The sequence below is a fragment of the Paraburkholderia sp. JPY419 genome, assembly GCF_050435705.1.
Classification (GTDB): Bacteria; Pseudomonadota; Gammaproteobacteria; order Burkholderiales; family Burkholderiaceae; genus Paraburkholderia; species Paraburkholderia youngii.
In genome coordinates, this window is sequence record NZ_JBNDKV010000001.1 from 1,033,362 (window position 1) to 1,047,919 (window position 14,558).

Annotated in this window: 11 protein-coding genes; 5 read left to right on the forward strand and 6 right to left on the reverse strand. The window is 60.1% G+C overall.

Going from position 1 to position 14,558, the window contains the following annotated elements:
* Positions 1-54: 54 nt before the first annotated feature.
* Positions 55-243 carry a hypothetical protein gene (locus QFZ91_RS04815; protein ID WP_429566413.1) on the reverse strand — a complete coding sequence of 63 codons (189 nt, stop codon included), beginning with the start codon at positions 241-243 and terminating at the stop codon, positions 55-57.
* Positions 244-552: 309 nt separating this feature from the next.
* On the opposite strand from QFZ91_RS04815, the gene QFZ91_RS04820 reads away from it, so the two are divergent.
* From QFZ91_RS04820 to QFZ91_RS04830, 3 genes are all read left to right on the forward strand, one after another.
* The gene (locus QFZ91_RS04820; protein WP_429566414.1) at positions 553-1,446 is read left to right on the forward strand and encodes an MBL fold metallo-hydrolase; all 894 of its coding nucleotides are present in this window, start codon (positions 553-555) and stop codon (positions 1,444-1,446) included.
* 25 nt (positions 1,447-1,471) lie between these two features.
* On the forward strand, positions 1,472-2,440 hold the full coding sequence (locus tag QFZ91_RS04825) for an alpha/beta hydrolase (protein ID WP_429566415.1): 969 nt from the start codon (positions 1,472-1,474) through the stop codon (positions 2,438-2,440).
* 156 nt (positions 2,441-2,596) lie between these two features.
* Positions 2,597-3,502, forward strand: coding sequence for a LysR family transcriptional regulator (locus QFZ91_RS04830; RefSeq protein ID WP_429566416.1), 906 nt, complete (start codon positions 2,597-2,599; stop codon positions 3,500-3,502).
* 176 nt (positions 3,503-3,678) lie between these two features.
* On the opposite strand, the gene QFZ91_RS04835 is transcribed toward QFZ91_RS04830, so the two are convergent.
* From QFZ91_RS04835 to QFZ91_RS04855, 5 genes are read right to left on the reverse strand one after another with little or no spacing between them, the layout of a single operon-like run.
* Entirely contained in the window at positions 3,679-4,959 is a 1,281-nt protein-coding gene (locus tag QFZ91_RS04835; RefSeq protein ID WP_429566417.1) for an ABC transporter substrate-binding protein, read from the reverse strand.
* A gap of 46 nt (positions 4,960-5,005) precedes the next feature.
* Positions 5,006-5,722 carry an ABC transporter ATP-binding protein gene (locus tag QFZ91_RS04840; protein WP_429566418.1) on the reverse strand — a complete coding sequence of 239 codons (717 nt, stop codon included), beginning with the start codon at positions 5,720-5,722 and terminating at the stop codon, positions 5,006-5,008.
* Positions 5,719-6,483 (reverse strand): ABC transporter ATP-binding protein, encoded by a 765-nt coding sequence (locus QFZ91_RS04845; RefSeq protein WP_429566419.1) that lies wholly within the window; start codon positions 6,481-6,483, stop codon positions 5,719-5,721. The genes QFZ91_RS04840 and QFZ91_RS04845 overlap by 4 nt, the downstream gene beginning before the upstream one ends.
* On the reverse strand, positions 6,480-7,460 hold the full coding sequence (locus tag QFZ91_RS04850; RefSeq protein ID WP_429566420.1) for a branched-chain amino acid ABC transporter permease: 981 nt from the start codon (positions 7,458-7,460) through the stop codon (positions 6,480-6,482). The genes QFZ91_RS04845 and QFZ91_RS04850 overlap by 4 nt, the downstream gene beginning before the upstream one ends.
* Positions 7,457-8,320 carry a branched-chain amino acid ABC transporter permease gene (locus QFZ91_RS04855; protein ID WP_429566421.1) on the reverse strand — a complete coding sequence of 288 codons (864 nt, stop codon included), beginning with the start codon at positions 8,318-8,320 and terminating at the stop codon, positions 7,457-7,459. Before QFZ91_RS04855 ends, QFZ91_RS04850 begins: the two co-directional genes overlap by 4 nt.
* A gap of 531 nt (positions 8,321-8,851) precedes the next feature.
* On the opposite strand from QFZ91_RS04855, the gene QFZ91_RS04860 reads away from it, so the two are divergent.
* Both QFZ91_RS04860 and QFZ91_RS04865 read left to right on the forward strand, forming a co-directional pair.
* Positions 8,852-11,590 (forward strand): ATP-binding protein, encoded by a 2,739-nt coding sequence (locus tag QFZ91_RS04860; protein ID WP_429566422.1) that lies wholly within the window; start codon positions 8,852-8,854, stop codon positions 11,588-11,590.
* 148 nt (positions 11,591-11,738) lie between these two features.
* On the forward strand, positions 11,739-14,378 hold the full coding sequence (locus QFZ91_RS04865; RefSeq protein ID WP_429566423.1) for an ATP-binding protein: 2,640 nt from the start codon (positions 11,739-11,741) through the stop codon (positions 14,376-14,378).
* The last annotated feature ends 180 nt before the right edge of the window (positions 14,379-14,558 follow it).

Sequence of the window (14,558 nt, forward strand, 5' to 3'; positions counted from 1 at the left end):
CGCCCATAATGAATCGTCCGGGGTGATGTCTCGTTGACGTCACCACGAGCCTTCCTACCTTTCGCTGCTCTTGCCGCCGACGCCGACCTTGCCGCGCCCGACCTTGCGATGCGGCGCACCGGGGCGCAGCCTTTTCCTGGAACTGGCTGTCATCGTGACGTGCTCCGAAGGGTAGCGGGTCGTTCTGTCCAGTGCGGCTTGATAGGCGCGATGGCCTGGAACGTTGCGCCTGGTAGCTGACATGACTGGCACCTCCTCAGAGAATTCTAGGCCAAAACAGCCCGGCGGTTATGGCGCCTTCCTGAGTACGGTGCGCGTCATTCATGACAACCCGGACCGCCGCACCCGGAAAGCCGGAAAAAGCTGTCGCCGCAGTCCGTCAGCCAGCGCCGTTGCACCCTCAGCGGCGATCCAGTCCAAGCGTCACAACGTTCGTTTTTCCGCAACCATGCTTTCGCCCAGCCCCGCTTCTTCCAGACGGCGGGAAGCAGGACTATACGTCCACGCCTCGACACATCGCCGCGGCCTCTTCCAAAAGGATGTGCAATCAAAGTGGACACCATTCATCGATATCGAATCGGCAGTGCGACCGTGACACGGGTCGCCGACCTCGTTCTTCCTGAGATTCCTTCGGCCTACCTGTTTCCCGATCGGGATCGCTCGATCCTTGCCAACGATCCGCCGCCATGGATCGGCCGCGAGAACGCCTCGCAAGACGGTGAGACGCTCGCGTTGAGCGTGCATAGCTGGGTCGTGCAGACAGAGGGCAAAACCGTCCTGATCGACACGGGTGCCGGCAACGGCAAGCATCGACCGCTGAACCCCGTGTTCGATCAACTCGATACGGCTTACCTGCAGCGCCTTGCGGCAGCCGGCGTCCAGCCGGCCGACGTCGACTTCGTGCTGATCACGCACCTGCACGTCGATCACGTCGGCTGGAACACGGTGCGCAAAGGTGACGCGTGGCGCCCGACCTTCGCCAATGCGACCTACGTGTTCTCGGATGCCGAGTACCGTTTCTATGCCCACGAAGCGCACGTGCAGACACCGAGCGCAGGCGTATTCGAGGACAGCGTGCAGCCGATTATCGATGCGGGCCAGGCCCTGTTGATCGACGCACAAAGCCAGCCCACGCTCGAAGGCCTGGAGGGGTTCACGTTCCATCGAACCAAAGGCCACAGCTTCGACCATCTGTCGATCGGCTTCACTTCCGAAGGGCAGCACGCGCTGTTTTCAGGCGACGTCATGCATCACCCGATTCAGATAGCCAAGCCCGAGTGGAACTCGACTTTCTGCGAGTTTCCCGACGATGCCGAGCGCTCGCGGCTCTGGGCGCTGAACCACGCTGCGGACCGGCACTCGCTGTTCTTCAGCAGTCATTTCCCCGGAACGTCCGTGGGCGTGGTCGAAAGGCAGGCCGGCGGTTTCGTCTGGCTGCCCCGCTGAACCTCTGCACCAGAGAGCAAACATCATGGCAACCCAAGCACAGATTGAATCCCGCGACTTCATGATCCCGAGCGATACGCCCGAGATCGAGCTTCACATCCGCAACAAACGGCCGGCAGGCCGCACCGACTTTGGTGAAGCACGCACCGTGATGTTGATGCACGGCGCCACCTACGGATCCGGCAGCCTCTACGACACGCCGATCGGCGGTTATTCGTTTATGGACTACCTCGCTCGCGCTGGCTTCGATATTTACGCCGTGGATGCGCGCGGCTATGGTGAGTCGACACGACCACCGCAAATGCGTGTCGCCGCTGCGCAGAGCGAGCCGCTGGGGCGTACCGAATCCGGCTTGCGCGACTTCACGAGCGCCGTGAACTTCGTGCTGCGCACTTCAGGCATCGCGCGTATCAATGTAATCGGAATGTCCTGGGGCGGCAGCGTGAGTGGCGCATTCACCGCCCGCAACGGTCACAAGGTTCGCAGGCTCGGGCTCGTCGCGCCACAGTGGGTCAGCGACAAGCCCGTCCCACTGGACCCAGGTGGCCCGCTGGGTGGTTACCGGGTGGTGCGCGCGGCCGATGCGCGCGAGCGCTGGGTCAATGCCGCCCCCGAGTGGAAGCGCAGCACACTGATACCGGATGGTGGCTTCGAAGCATGGCTCGACAATACGGTTCGCACGGAGCCCGACGAGGCGTTGCGCGAGAACCAGTCGATCCGTGTCGCGAACGGGCCGATTCAGGACATTCGCGAGTACTGGGGAGCAGGTAAGGCGTTTTATGACCCGGGCCACATCGAAGTGCCGGTCCTGCTGATTCATGGAGAATGGGATGTCGACGTGCCGCTCGCGCTTGCGCAGGATTACTTCGCGCATCTGAGCGGGTCGCCGGACAAGCGTTGGCTCGAACTGGGCGAAGCAACCCACATGCTCATGCTCGAGAAGAACCGGGGGCACGCATATCAGGCATTGGTCAGCTTCCTGAGCGAGGCTTGATGGCGGCGCAAGCGTACCGGCGACCGACGCTTACGACACGCTTTCGGCGCCTGCGTCGTGCGAGAATGCCTCAGCACATCGCATGCATCCTCGCACGACGCAAATATCCATATCGACCCGCGACCCGCATGCATCCCAATCTGACAGGACTAGTGCATGGATAAGCTGGCCGCAATGCAGACCTTCGTTCGTGTCGTCGATTCAGGCACCTTTACGCGTGCTGCAGACCTCATGAATGTGCCCAAATCGTCCGTCACGCGCCTCATACAGGAACTCGAAAAAGAACTGGGGGTGCGGCTGCTGCAACGTACAAGTCGTCAACTCACGCTGACGCAAGAAGGCCAGATCTATTACGAGGGCTCGATTCGCGTGCTTGACGAGGTTGGCTCGCTTGATGGCAGCGTCCTGAGCGCAACCCGTTCGCCGAAGGGAAAAATCAGGGTGGAACTGCCCGGCTCGTTGGCGTACCAATTGGTCGTCCCGGCCATGCCGGACTTCTTTGCGCGCTATCCCGATGTGCAGGTCGAGCTGAGCGTCGGTAACCGGTCGGTTGATCTCATCGCCGAGAACCTTGACTGTGTTCTCCGTCTCGGGCCATTACTCAGCGACTCCCTGATCGCGCGCTCGGCCGGTACGCTGCCGCTCGTGACGTGCGCGTCGCCCGCCTACATTCAGCGCTACGGCCAACCGCGCGAGCCCGCGGACCTCATGCAAGGCCATACGATCGTCCGCATGAATTCGCCGCGCTCGGGGCGAGACTTCGTCTTCCAGCTCCATCGGGACGAACAGCTCTTCGAAATCCACGGCAGTCATCGGTTAAGTGTCAACGACTCGAGCGCCGCGCTAGCGGCTGGACTTGCAGGGCTCGGCGTACTCACCACCTATGCGTTCCTCGTCACCCCGCACCTTCGCTCTGGCGCCCTCGTGCGCCTCTTTCCCGATTGGCGCGGCGATGACGTCGCTGTGCACGTTGCCTATTCGGCCAATCGGCACCTCGCCTCCAAGGTGCGCGTATTCGTCGAATGGGCGATAGAACTTCTCAGGGCAAGCGAACCCGCGTAACTCTTCGGGTCGTCACGCAGACAATCGCCGATGATTTGCACCTCCTCAGAGGATTCCAGGCCGAAACAGCCCGGCGGTTGTGCCGCCTTCCTGAGTACGCTGTAGTCCAACCCGCGACAAGGCGGTCGGCAAGTCGGCATCGAATCGTGACGTCGGGGTGCCACATGTGAGGCAGTTCAAGCGCAGCGCCAATTGCCTGTGTCCTTTGGGATTACCGTCAGCTCATCTTTCGGAATTCGGGTCGGTCTGCCAATGTAGGGGAAAGCACTGCCGTAGTAACGAATCTCGACGGGTATCTGTTCGGGCTCGAGTATCTCGGATACAAACGCGGGAGTCTGCATCTGATGATCGCATGCTCGCATTTCTACGTCACCCCAAACTGCTGCAAATCTGTCTCCCTCCCACGTCGAAATCAACCTGGCAGTATCCAGCGTGCCTGCTCGCTTTATCACGTCACCGATCCACAGAATCGCGCTTACCACGATGAGGTCCGGATATTTGTAACTGATCGGGGCGTCTGGATAGTAATCGCGCCATTCCCGGATGTCCGCCATGTTTTCCGGTGTATCGAGCGTTGTGTGATAAACGTTCGCGGTGATATGACCGACCGCCGCGTCCTTCACTGCTTGCAATACTGTCGGATCGCTGAGAAAGTATCCGCCCGTCTTCACCTTCCAGCCCAAGGACTTCCCTTGTTGGAGCAGCAGGCGCAGATCTTGGCCCCAGTCCCCCGTAATAACGACTTCGGCACCGGAAGCCATGATCTTGGTGACGTACGGACCGAAATCCTGAACTTTTTGAAGCGGGTGGTATTCATCTGCGACAATGCTCTGATTGGGCGCCTTCATCTTGTCGAATGCCTTTTTGAAGCCCTCCGCGCAAGCGTGTCCGAAATTGTAGTCCTGGTTCAGAAGATAGAATCTCGTGGGCTTGTGGTTCGCCATTCTGGTGAAGTAGAAAGCGAGTATTCTCGAGTGCATATCGGTGTTCAGGCAGCACCGAAAGGTCGTGTCTAGGAACTCTTCGCCCGTCAGTTCAGCCGCCTCAGAAGCGTATGTGACGAATAGCTTTCGATTCAGATTGGCAACCTGAGAAACCGCCTTCGCCACAGCCGATCCCGGCCCCACCGCAAGAACGTCCACCTTCTCACGATAGAGCAGATCATTCGCGCGACGAGTCGCGACGTCAGGTTTGAGTTCACTATCCGCGGCTACAATCTCCACCTTCCGCCCAAGCACCCCGCCGGTCCGATTCAGCTTGTAGGCGCCGAATCTGGCGGCCGCGACGAAAGCCCCTCCCACATAGGCTACCGGTCCCGACAGCGGTTCGATCACACCAATCTTGATGGGACTGGTCTGACTCCAGACAGGGCGCGCGGCAATCCACGGTCCGACAGCAACGGCGCCAGCCGCAGCGACGCCTCTGACAAACGTGCGCCGACCAGTTCGAATGTTCATGCTTAGCCTCGCTGAAGACGCAGTCACCAACACTAAGTGCGTATATTTATAACTCCAGATATCGCTTTCTGACCTGCTCGTCCGCGATCAAATCCACTGAGCTACCAGCAAAGACTATACGTCCCTTCGACATCACATAAAAGCGGTTTCCGAGCGACAGTGCGAGCCCCATCGTCTGATCGACCAGCAAAATGGCTGTGCCATCGTGATGGGCAGCGCTGAGTATTCTCTCGACTTGCGTGACGATTGCGGGAGCGAGTCCCTCGGTTGGCTCGTCTACCAATAGCAAGCTTGGGTTGCCCATTAGCGCTCGGCCCGTGCAGAGCATTTTCTGTTCGCCGCCGGACAACGTACCGGCTCGCTGGGCATTCCGCTCTCGCAGCCGCGGAAAGAACTCGTAGATGCGTTCCAAGGTCCAGCGATTCCCGTTCGAGCCGCTGTTTGACGGTGGCGCCTCTTTCATTCCCATCAGAAGATTTTCCTTCACGCTGATAGTCGGAAAGATACGGCGTTCCTCCGGCACATATCCAAAACCCAGCCTCGCAATGGAGTGAGCCGGCAAATTGGTTATGTTTTTGCCATTAAAGACCACTGAGCCTGACGCCAGCTTGACGAGTCCCATCATGGACTTCAGTGTCGTCGACTTGCCGACACCATTGCGGCCCAAGAGACAAACAACTTCACCATCCTCGACCATCAGAGACGCGCCTTGAAGAATGTGCGACCTTTCATAGTAGGCGTGCAACTCCGTGGCTTGCATCATGATCTTCTTCCCGCGCGAAAGTCCGACCCGAGGTACGCTGACTGGACATCCTTGCTATGACGTATCTGATCCGGTGTACCGCACGCGAGCAACGTACCATGGTGAAGTACGCTAATGCGGTCGGCGACTGCGAAAACGACGTCCATGTCATGCTCGATCATCACCAGCGTCCTGTTCTTGCTTATCTGACGAATCAACTCAACGGCTCTCTGTGATTCGTCGACGTCGAGACCTGCGGTCGGTTCATCGAGCAGAACCAATTGAGGAGACGTCGCGATGGTGAGCGCGATCTCAAGCTGTCTCTGTTCGCCGTATGAAAGCGCGCATGCCGGCGTGTCGCGTCGCTCGATTAGTCCCAGCAATCCGAGAACATGATTTGTCTCCCAGGCTGCGGATTCCTGATGATCGACGACGTGCCAGAAATCGAGTCGGCTGCCGCGGCGGGATAAAACAGCACTTCGCACGGACTCGAAGACAGTCAGGCGCGGAAAAGTGTTGATACTTTGGAAGGAACGAGCAACACCCAGGCGGGCGATACGATAGGGAGACATCCGCGTGATGTCCTTTTGTTTATAAAAAATTCCCCCTTTCCTTGGATGCAAGCGCCCGCTGATGATATTGAACAACGTCGTCTTGCCTGCGCCATTCGGTCCGATGATCGCGTGCCGCTCGCCCGGGAAGATCTTCAGGTCGATTCCTCCCAACACATGAAACCCCGAAAAATCGTGCTGAATTTTGCGGAGTTCGAGCGTGGGGTTCATGGCTGTTCTCGCCTGGGCGAACGCCACATTCCGATCAGGTGCTGGATTGGACCCGTCTGTCCGACGATGCCAACTAAACCGGTGCGCATGAACAGTATTAACAGGACGAACAGCAGACCGACCACGAACGGCCAGTGTTCAGTGATACTCGACAGCCAGTTTTGTAACAGAATATAAGCTGCTGCACCTAATAGAGGCCCGACAAGCGTTCCCATACCGCCGAGAAGCGCGATCAACACCACCTCGGCACTGGTATTGAAATCCAGTGCTTCGGGCGAAACAAGTTCTTGAAAGCTCGCAAAAAGTCCGCCCGCGACCGCCGCAAAAGAAGATGCAATGCAGAACACGATCAACCTTGTGGCAAAAACATTGTAGCCAAGCAATGCAGCCCGCTCGTCGTTTTCGCGCACCGTCACTGCGGCGTTTCCCAATGGTGTGCGGGTGATGTGCCATATCGCGGCAATGCACAGCATCACTACCGTCAGTTCAAGCCAATAAAAGTGCTGTGGCTCGTTCATGTGCAAGAGAAGTCCGCCGGGCAAGCGCAAATCCGGAGGACGAACGCTCAGGCCGTCGTCGCCCCTCGTCACGGCCCGCCATTTCAGTGCGACTGCAAAGAGAAATTGACTAAAGGCCAGCGTGAGCATCGAAAAAGACGTCCCTCGAGAACGAACGCAAAAGACTCCCACGACGATCCCCAAAAATGCGCTAGCGAGCGCGCAACCAATCAACGTCAGTGGAACTGGAACGGCACCGAGGAACTTCCATGTCAGACCGGCCGCGTAACCACCTATTCCGAATGCGGCTGCATGACCGAAAGAAAGCATTCCGCCAAACCCGAACAGAAGATTGAAGGAGGCAGCAAAGAGGCCAAAGTAAAGTATCTCTATGACAAGTCGCAGCGAAGCGATGTCCAGAATCAGAGGTAAAAGGTAGAGCGCCATGAGCGCTGAAATCCATCCCGCGAGCAGGATCACGGCATCTTCCCCAATAGACCTTGTGGCCTGACTATCAGCACTGCCGCCATCAGAAGAAATTGGAAAACAAGCGCGAACTGTGGAACGAAAAGTATCCCGAATGACTGTATCTCACCGATCAAAATGGAAGATATCAACGCTCCAGAGAGCGATCCGAATCCGCCGATTACGACAACGACAAAAGTATCTACAAGAATTGCCTGTCCCATCGATGGTTCGACCTGCAGGAAGGGAGCCGCAACCACCCCAGCGATAGCAGCGAGAGCAGAACCCAAGCCAAAAACCGTGGTCATCACCAGACCCGTATTGACACCCAGCGCACTTACCATTTCTCGATCCGAGACGCAGGAAAGAATGACGATGCCAAGCCGCGTCCGGTTGAGGACAATCCCCAGAAGCACGCAAATCAGACCTGAGAATGCGAGAATAAACAGGCGATATGTCGGGTATCGTCCGCCCAACAGGGGAATCGATCCGGCCAGAAGCGAGGGCGTTGGAACCTCCAACGTGTAGCTGCCCCAGATCCACCGCGTTGCTTCGGAGATCATGTAAAACAGACCGAGAGTCAAAAGCAATTCACGCTCGTGTCCATGGCCGCGAATGCGTCGCAATAGGCCGTATTCAACTGCCGCACCGAGTAATCCCACCGCTATAGGGGCGATTAGCAGAGAAAGCCAAAAGTTCTCTGTGATCGCGACGATCGCATAGGCGAGGTAAGCGCCCAACATATGGAAGGCCGCATGAGCGATATTTAAAACCCGCAGCAACCCGAAGATAAGTGTCAGTCCGGACGCAACCAAAAAGAGCAGCATCCCATAGACCAGACCGTGCAAGGCCTGCATTGTGTAGAGACTGATCATGTCACCAGTGACCGATCTTCAACCGGTCATCGTGCGGATGAAGCGTCGAACTTCATAGCCTCCTCCATTCAGTGACGGCGTTTTATCCTGTATTGGCCGAATGTCACTCTATAGATAAATCGTGGCGACTGGAATGAGTCGGTTAATCGTAAGGTTCAGAATCGGCGGGGCGCAAGTCGACGACCTTTTTGGTTGCCAACAGCATCGACAAAAGCCTTAAGCGTTCTAAGCATGATAGTTGATGAGTTCGGCAAACGAGTGCGGTTTGGAAGTCGAAATCCGCCACTTCGGTGAAATGCTTCGAGACCGGATGTGCTCCATCACTCTTCGTTTCGATCGCCAATTTGAATCATGTCTTCCACTAAAAGGTGATCTTGCGCATAACGGACCGTATCGGGTAGCGCGATGCACGCTTGCGTCCGAAAAGGCATCAAATACTGGCGGCAAGGTCGCTAGAGTCATATGCTCCATCAATGGATGACTCGGACAAGGATAGTCAGGGAGGCGTCGACTCACACGACGATTGGCCGAATGAACGCCGAAAATTCCGCGAAATTCATCACGACGCCGGACTCCATCAGCGACGCCATCGTATCTGTACTGCACTACCCCGGATTCGACATCGATAAAGGGCGCGGCGAACTGCGCGTCGAGGGACGCCCTATTGCCCTCAGACCCAAGACCTTTGCGCTATTGCTGCGTCTGGCGCAGCACCCCGGTCGCCTGCTCGGCAGAATAGAGCTCATCGAGGCCGTGTGGCGCGACGTTATTGTCACTGACGATTCTCTGGTGCAGTGCATCGGTGAATTGCGCGCGGCGCTGGGCGATCGAAGTCAGCAGTTAATTCGGACGGTGCCGCGCCGGGGCTACATTTTTGACGTCCGGCCGGTCGGGTCGTTTTCCGACGAAGGCGCGGACCTGACGGCACCTTCACCATCGCTCGCGCTCAATGGCGGCATCGGCGTGCCGCAATCGGTTCGGGAAGGAGCGCCGAGGCAGTCTTCTGATTTCGTCGATACGGCTGTCAGAAGAGCAGTCCCTTCGAACACAGAGTCGGCTGGGGAAGAGCGCACTTCCCTGACGAGGTCCGCACGGGCGACCGGCAATCTGCCGGCCCAGATGCCACCGCTCTATGGGCGGGCGGAAGACATTGCCTCGTTGACGCGTTTGCTGCAGAGCTCCCGTGTCGTCAGTGTGGTGGGCCCCGGGGGCATCGGCAAGACACGGCTGGCGCAGGCCGTGGCGCGCCGGCTGCACCGCGACTATGCAGACGGCGCCTGGATTGTCGAACTGGCTTCGCTGGCAGACGGCGAGTTGCTCGTGCCGACCGTGGCGCGCGTGCTGGGCCACCAGATCGCGCTCGAAGCCGGTGGGCTCAAGTCTCTGGTGCGGCTGATCAGGGATCAGCGACTGCTGCTGGTGCTGGACAACTGCGAGCACCTGCTCGAACAGGCAGCGGAACTGGTCGCGCAGATCGTGGCCGCTGCACCGGGCGTGCGGGTGCTGGTCAGCAGTCAGGAACCGTTGCATATCGATCAGGAGCAGATCTTTCGGCTCGACGCGCTGGCCGTGCCCGCGAGCGCCGACGCGACCGTCGCGCTGGGTTTTGGCGCGATTCAGCTGTTCGTTGCGCGCGCCCAGGCCGCCGATCCGAAGTTCACGGTCGACAGCGGCAACGTGTGCGATGTGGTCGAGATCTGTCGGCGGCTCGACGGGATTCCGCTGGCGATCGAGTTCGCCGCGGCGCGGGGGGCGCTCCTCGGCGTGCATGGGCTGAGGCTGCGGCTCGACGAGCAGTTGCGGCTGCTGGCGGGCGGGAATCGAACCGCACTGCCCCGCCATCAGACTTTGCGGGGGGCGCTGCAGTGGAGTTATGGGCTGCTGACGGCGCCCGAGCAGACCGTGTTCGACCGGCTCGGCGTGTTCATGGGCAGTTTCCCGCTCGAAGCCGCACAGCGCGCGGCGAGCGACCAGGCAATCGATAGCTGGGCAGTCATTGATCACCTGGCCTCGCTCGTGGACAAATCGCTCGTGATGGTTGAAGGCGGCGGGATGCCGCGCTACCGGCTGCTCGAAAGCAGCCGGGCCTTTGCCCTGGAGCGGCTTGCCCTCACTGGTGCGCTCGATGCGACGCGCCGGCGCCACGCCGAAGCGCTGGCGGAGAACCTGACCGGAGACGATCCCTTCGAGGAGCCTCTGGCGCGGATGCGTCGCATCGCGCCAGACCTGGACAATGTGCGCGCGGCCGTGGCGTGGGCACTTGGACCGACGGGCGATCGCCAGATCGCGGTCGAGCTTGCCGCTGCCACGGACAGGCTATGGGATGCACGAGGTTTCAACGACGAAGGCGCGCGGCTGTACCGCACGATCGAGCCCTGGGTGGACGAGTCGATGCCGCCTCGACTCGCGGCGCGCTTCTGGTTTGCCGTCGCGGATCTCCGCATGCGCACGGAGCTAAAGCGCGAGGTCGCTTCGGCGCTCAAGGCGGCTCGACTCTTTCAAAGCCTGAACGACCGGTTCGGAGCCTTCAGGTCCCTGACGGTGGCCGCGCATCAGTTTGCCTTCCTGGCCGATCGCGAAGCGGCGAAGGCAGCGCTGACCGAGGCGGAAGCCCTGTTTGACGATGCGTGGCCATCGTGGCTGCGAACGTCCGTCGCGTATTGCAGAGCGGTTTTCGCCTATCACATCGACCGCAAGCCGGATCAGGCAAGAAGGATTGCCCAAGCGGCGTTGCAAGGCCATCGTTGTGGCGACAGTTTCTACGGAGACCGCTGTGAAACTATGCTTCCCGTTTGCGACTTGATGGAAGGCGACTTTGCTTCTGCGTTGCGGCGATGTAACGATATTCTCGACCGATTGAGGGTGACAGAGACTGTCCACCTGCAGTTGCACATCCTCCTTACGCGCGGCGCGGCGCTCGTCTATCTCGGCGACTTCAAGGCGGCTGAACTTGCATTGCAGAGCGCGTGCACGCTGTCGATGCATGCAAGCGGTCTGATGACCCATCCCTACTGTTATGTGGCGCATTTACTCGCGCGGCAGGGCCGCCTTGCCGACGCCGCGAGGACGATTGCCTGGATTGACAACCGTCAACTGCAGGCAGACCTTGGTTACCGCGATTGGATACCGCCGGCTGCGGCGTCCAGCTACAAGGAAGCGCGAGCCATTGTCGACTCATCATTCACGCGTGAGGAGCGCGATCGATTTGCCAGCGAAGGTGCACGGCTCAATGTCGAGCAAGTCACAGCGATGGCATTTCCGGGACGATAGGACGAAAGTGGCACGATAGATGCGGGCTCTGCGCGCGTTCACGAAGGGAGTGGCGGTGTCCATGCCATCATCCCGGTCAGACCCAGCCGGGTCAGTAGCACCGAACAACGGTGGTCAGGGAGGCGTCGACTCGCACGACGATGGGCGAATGAACGAGGGAAAATCTCAGAAATTCATCACGACGCCGGACTCCGTCAGCGACGCCATCGTATCTGTACTGCACTACCCCGGATTCGACATCGATATAGGGCGCGGCGAACTGCGCGTCGAGGGACGCCCTATTGCCCTCAGACCCAAGACCTTTGCGCTATTGCTGCATCTGGCGCAGCACCCCGGTCGCCTGCTCGGCAGAATAGAGCTCATCGAGGCCGTGTGGCGCGACGTTATTGTCACTGACGATTCTCTGGTGCAGTGCATCGGTGAATTGCGCGCGGCGCTGGGCGATCGACGCCAGCAGCTGATTCGAACAGTGCCGCGGCGGGGCTATATTTTTGACGTCCAGCCAATCGGGTCGACTTCTCGCGAAGGTCTGGACCAGAGGACCTCTTCACAGCCGCGGACCTTCGATGGGTTGGCTGGAGAAGGCAGCACTTTCCTGACGAGGTCCGCACGGGCGACCGGCAATCTGCCGGCCCAGATGCCACCGCTCTATGGGCGGGCGGAAGACATTGCCTCGTTGACGCGTTTGCTGCAGAGCTCCCGTGTCGTCAGTGTGGTGGGCCCCGGGGGCATCGGCAAGACACGGCTGGCGCAGGCCGTGGCGCGCCGGCTGCACCGCGACTATGCAGACGGCGCCTGGATTGTCGAACTGGCCTCGCTGGCAGACGCTCAGCTGCTCGTGCCGACCGTGGCGCGCGTGCTGGGCCACCAGATCGCGCCCGAAGCCGGTGGGCTCACGTCGCTGGTGCACCTGATCAGGGATCAGCGACTGCTGCTGTTGCTGGACAACTGCGAACACCTGCTCGAACAGGCAGCGGAACTGGTCGCGCAGATCGTGGCCGCTGCACCGGGCGTGCGGGTGCTGGTCACCAGTCAGGAACCGTTGCATATCGATCAGGAGCAGATCTTTCGGCTCGACGCGCTGGCCGTGCCCGCGAGCGCCGACGCGACCGTCGCGCTGGGTTTTGGCGCGATTCAGCTGTTCGTTGCGCGCGCCCAGGCCGCCGATCCGAAGTTCACGGTCGACAGCGGCAACGTGTGCGATGTGGTCGAGATCTGTCGGCGGCTCGACGGGATTCCGCTGGCGATCGAGTTCGCCGCGGCGCGGGGGGCGCTCCTCGGCGTGCATGGGCTGAGGCTGCGGCTCGACGAGCAGTTGCGGCTGCTGGCGGGCGGGAATCGAACCGCACTGCCCCGCCATCAGACTTTGCGGGGGGCGCTGCAGTGGAGTTATGGGCTGCTGACGGCGCCCGAGCAGACCGTGTTCGACCGGCTCGGCGTGTTCATGGGCAGTTTCCCGCTCGAAGCCGCACAGCGCGCGGCGAGCGACCAGACAATCGATAGCTGGGCAGTCATTGATCACCTGGCCTCGCTCGTGGACAAATCGCTCGTGATGGTTGAAGGCGGCGGGATGCCGCGCTACCGGCTGCTCGAAAGCAGCCGGGCCTTTGCCCTGGAGCGGCTTGCCCTCACTGGTGCGCTCGATGCGACGCGCCGGCGCCACGCCGAAGCGCTGGCGGAGAACCTGACCGGAGACGATCCCTTCGAGGAGCCTCTGGCGCGGATGCGTCGCATCGCGCCAGACCTGGACAATGTGCGCGCGGCCGTGGCGTGGGCACTTGGACCGACGGGCGATCGCCAGATCGCGGTCGAGCTTGCCGCTGCCACGGACAGGCTATGGGATGCACGAGGTTTCAACGACGAAGGCGCGCGGCTGTACCGCACGATCGAGCCCTGGGTGGACGAGTCGATGCCGCCTCGACTCGCGGCGCGCTTCTGGTTTGCCGTCGCGGATCTCCGCATGCGCACGGAGACGAAGCGCCAGGCCGCTTTGGCACTCAAGGCGGCTCGACTCTTTCAAAGCCTGAACGACCGCTTCGGTGTCTTCAGTTCCTTGATGGTTGCAGCGCTCCAGTTTGCCATGCTGGCCGATCGCGACGCGGCGAAGGCAGCACTGGCCGAGGCAGAAGCCCTGTACGACGACGCATGGCCGTCGTGGTTGCAAACTTACACCGATTGGTGCAGAGCGGCTTGCGCATACTATATCGATGGCACTCCGGACGAAGCAGGAAGACTGGCCAATGCGGCATTGCAGGGGCATCGCCGTGGCGACAGCTTCTTCGGAGACCGCTGCGAATTTTTGCTGGCCGCCTGCGACTTGATGGCGGGCGACTTTGCTTCCGCATTGCGGCGATGTAACGATGTTCTCGACAGCGCCAGCGTGACCGGAAGTGTCCACCTGCGGTCGCAAATCCTCGTTGTACGCGGCGCGGCGCTCGTTTATCTCGACGACATCGCAACGGCTGAGCTTGAATTGCGCAGCGCTTGCACGCTGTCGATGCATGCGGATGGTCCGATGACCTGTCCCTACTGCTACGTAGCGCATTTGCTGGTGCGGCAGGGCCGTCTTGCCGACGCCGCGAGGACAATTGCCTGGATTGACAGGCGCCTGCTGCAGGCAGACCTTGGTTACCGCGATTGGATACCTCCGCATGCGGTGTCCAGCTACGAGCATGCGCGAGACATTGTCGACTCATCATTCACGCGTGAGGAGCGCGATCGATTTGCCAGCGAAGGTGCACGGCTCAATGTCGAGCAAGTCACAGCGATGGCATTTCCGGCGCGATAGAACAAAAAGCGGCGCGGCAGATTCAGCCTCCTTGCACCGAAAACCGCGGTTATCCGCGCCCGCCTGAAGCACAAATCATCTTCCACCAATCCAAGCGAGTGCCTTCAATACGCCGTCGTCGTGGTCACATCTTTCGGCGCAATTTCGGCGTTGATTCGGCATACCTTCGTGCGACCTGAC

Excerpts from the sequence above, each read along its gene's own strand:
- QFZ91_RS04815 (WP_429566413.1), bottom strand. The coding sequence starts at position 243 with ATGTCAGCTACCAGGCGCAACGTTCCAGGCCATCGCGCCTATCAAGCC.
- QFZ91_RS04825 (WP_429566415.1), top strand. The coding sequence starts at position 1,472 with ATGGCAACCCAAGCACAGATTGAATCCCGCGACTTCATGATCCCGAGC.
- QFZ91_RS04830 (WP_429566416.1), top strand. The coding sequence starts at position 2,597 with ATGGATAAGCTGGCCGCAATGCAGACCTTCGTTCGTGTCGTCGATTCA.
- QFZ91_RS04835 (WP_429566417.1), bottom strand. The coding sequence starts at position 4,959 with ATGAACATTCGAACTGGTCGGCGCACGTTTGTCAGAGGCGTCGCTGCG.
- QFZ91_RS04840 (WP_429566418.1), bottom strand. The coding sequence starts at position 5,722 with ATGATGCAAGCCACGGAGTTGCACGCCTACTATGAAAGGTCGCACATT.
- QFZ91_RS04845 (WP_429566419.1), bottom strand. The coding sequence starts at position 6,483 with ATGAACCCCACGCTCGAACTCCGCAAAATTCAGCACGATTTTTCGGGG.
- QFZ91_RS04855 (WP_429566421.1), bottom strand. The coding sequence starts at position 8,320 with ATGATCAGTCTCTACACAATGCAGGCCTTGCACGGTCTGGTCTATGGG.
- QFZ91_RS04860 (WP_429566422.1), top strand. The coding sequence starts at position 8,852 with ATGAACGCCGAAAATTCCGCGAAATTCATCACGACGCCGGACTCCATC.
- QFZ91_RS04865 (WP_429566423.1), top strand. The coding sequence starts at position 11,739 with ATGAACGAGGGAAAATCTCAGAAATTCATCACGACGCCGGACTCCGTC.